General features: G+C 73.0%; 2 protein-coding genes. Both read left to right on the top strand.

The genetic code is table 11. The annotated features are described in order from the left end of the window. Positions 1–139 precede the first annotated feature (139 nt). Positions 140–1,174, top strand: a complete 1,035-nt coding sequence (gene cobT, locus P409_RS31005) for a nicotinate-nucleotide--dimethylbenzimidazole phosphoribosyltransferase (RefSeq protein WP_034847549.1) — start codon at positions 140–142, stop codon at positions 1,172–1,174. 115 nt (positions 1,175–1,289) lie between these two features. Next, positions 1,290–2,824: adenylate/guanylate cyclase domain-containing protein (locus P409_RS31000; RefSeq protein ID WP_052121601.1), on the top strand; the 1,535-nt coding region annotated here is incomplete at its 3' end.

Raw genomic sequence — 2,824 nt, 5'->3', positions numbered from 1 at the left:
AGTCGGGCTGCGCCTTATCCATAGAACATATCATGAACGAGAATCGCAGTTAAGGCTACTGCGATCGCACCGCCCGCGGATTTTGACGCCGCCCCGCTTTGGTGGCAGGGTCCGCGCTTCCGCAACCGGATGCCCCCCCATGGCCCAGACCCAGACGCCCCTGCCCGACACCCTCGACGAGATCCGCGCCCTGCTGCGCCACCTGCCGGGCCCCGATTTGGAGGCCGGGACGGCGGTGCGCGAGCGCGACCGGCAGCTGACCAAGCCGCCCGGCTCGCTGGGCCGGCTGGAGGATCTGGCGGAGTGGATGGCGGTGTGGCAGGGCCGGCACCCGCCGCAGCTGCGCCGGCCGCGCGTAGCGGTCTTCGCCGGCAATCACGGCGTCGCCGTGGCCCAGGGCGTCTCGGCCTATCCGGTCGCGGTGACGGCGCAGATGGTGAAGAACTTCGTCGCCGGCGGCGCCGCGGTGAACCAGCTGTGCCAGGCCGCCGACAGCGACCTGCGGGTCTATGAGCTGGACCTGGAGCACCCGACCGCCGACTTCACCATCGCCCCGGCGATGACCGAGGCCGAATGCGTCCGCGCCATGGCCTACGGCATGATGGCGGTCGAGCCGGGCATCGACCTGCTGTGCCTGGGCGAGATGGGCATCGGCAACACCACTTCCGGCGCGGCGCTGGCGACGGCACTGTTCGGCGGCGAGGCGGCCGACTGGGTCGGCCCCGGCACCGGCGTCGACGCCGCCGGGGTGCGGCGCAAGGCCGAGGTGGTGGCCAAGGGCATCGCCGCCCACAAGGCCGCGATGACCGATCCGCTGGAGGTGCTGCGCCATCTCGGCGGGCAGGAGCTGGCGGCGATCGTCGGCGCGGTGCTGGCGGCGCGGATGGCGCGCATCCCGGTGCTGCTGGACGGCTACACCTGCACCGCCGCCGCGGCGGTGCTGTGGGCCGTGGACCGGCACGCGCTGGACCATTGCCAGGTGGCCCATGTCTCGGCCGAGCCGGGGCATCGCCGCCTGCTGGACAAGCTGGGCCGCACGGCGCTGCTGGACCTCGGCATGCGGCTGGGCGAGGGGTCGGGCGCGGCGCTGGCCATCGGCTTGGTCCGCGGCGCCCTGGCCTGCCACGAGGGCATGGCCACCTTCGCCCAGGCCGGGGTCAGCGACAAGGACTGAGAGAAACGCGAAGGGCGGAGCCGGTTCTCCAACCCGACCGCTGAAGCTCTGCCGATGGACTCGCCCCGGCCGCCCCCGGTAAGGTTCCGGCGGCGCGCAACAGGCTGGAGCCCCCGTGAGCACCGACCGCGTGACCCGGCGGCTGGCCGCGATCCTGGCGATCGACATGGTGGGCTATTCCCGCCATGTCGAGGCCGACGAGGCCGGCACCATCGCCCGGCAGAAGGCGCATCGCCGCGACCTGATCGAGCCCGCCTTGCGCGCTCATGGCGGCCGGGTGGTCAAGACCACCGGCGACGGCATGCTGGTCGAGTTCGCCAGCGTGGTCGACGCCCTGGACGCGGCGGTCGGGATCCAGCGCGCGGTGGCAGAGACCGAGGCCGGGCAGCCGCCCGACCGTCGCATCCAGTACCGCGCGGGGATCAATCTCGGCGACATCGTCATCGACGGCGACGACATCCTGGGCGACGGCGTCAACATCGCCGCGCGGCTGGAGGGCATGGCCGAGCCCGGCGGCATCTCGGTCACCGCCAGCGTGTTCGACCAGGTGATCGGCAAGCTGGACCTGGCCTTCGACGACCTGGGCCAGCAGCAGCTGAAGAACATCCGCAAGCCGGTGCGGGTGTACCGGGTGCGGCTGGAATCGGCGGACAGCGCCGAACCGGCACCGGGCACCGCCGCGGCGCCGGCCAGGCCGTCGATCGCGGTGCTGCCGTTCCAGGACATGAGCGCGGAGAAGGACCAGGAGTATTTCGCCGACGGCATCGCCGAGGACATCATCACCGGCCTGTCGAAGCACAACGGCTTCCTGGTCATCGCCCGCAACTCCTCCTTCACCTACAAGGGCCGGCCGGTCGACATCAAGCAGGCGGGGGCCGAGCTGGGCGTGCGCTACGTGCTGGAGGGCAGCGTGCGCCGCGGCGGCGACCGGGTGCGGATCACCGGCCAGCTGATCGACGCGGTCACCGGCGCCCATGTGTGGGCCGAGCGCTACGACCGCCGGATCGACGACCTGTTCGCGGTGCAGGACGAGATCACCGACAGTATCGTCGGCGTGGTGGCGCCGGAGCTGCTGGGCGCCGAGATGCGCCGCGCCCGGCGGCTGGACCCGGCCGGGATGGATGCCTGGGACTGCGTCATGCGCGCCGGCTGGCACGCCTGGCGCCTGACGCCGGAGGACGGTGCCCAGGCCCGCACCTTCGCCGCCCAGGCGATGGCGCTGGACCCCGGCCTGGCCCGCGCCCGCGTGATCCATGCCATGTGCGACGTCTGGGACGTGCTGTTCGGGCGCAGCGCCGACCCCGCCCGATCGCTGGCCTCGGCCGACGCCATGGCGCGCCAGGCGGTCGACCTGGACCCGCGCGACGCCGAGGCGCAGACGGTGCTGGGCATGGTGGCGCTGTTCCTGCGCCGCTTCGACGAGTCCGGCCGGCGGCTGGACACGGCGCTGGCGATCAACCCGAACCTAGCCTTCGCCCACATGCTGGGCGGCGGCTATCACGCCCTGTCGGGCCAGGCCGGGCCGGCGCGGCGGATGCTGGAGACGGCGCTGCGGCTGAGCCCGCGCGACCCGGCCAACCACTGGTGCCACGCCTTCCTGGGCCTCGCCGCCTTCGCCGAGGGCGAGGACGCGGCAGCAGTGGAGGCGGC

This window comes from Inquilinus limosus MP06 (genome assembly GCF_000767795.1).
GTDB lineage: Bacteria > Pseudomonadota > Alphaproteobacteria > DSM-16000 > Inquilinaceae > Inquilinus > Inquilinus limosus_E.
This window is presented reverse-complemented; position numbering and strand designations above follow the sequence as displayed.

Excerpts from the sequence above, each read along its gene's own strand:
- cobT (WP_034847549.1), top strand. The coding sequence starts at position 140 with ATGGCCCAGACCCAGACGCCCCTGCCCGACACCCTCGACGAGATCCGC.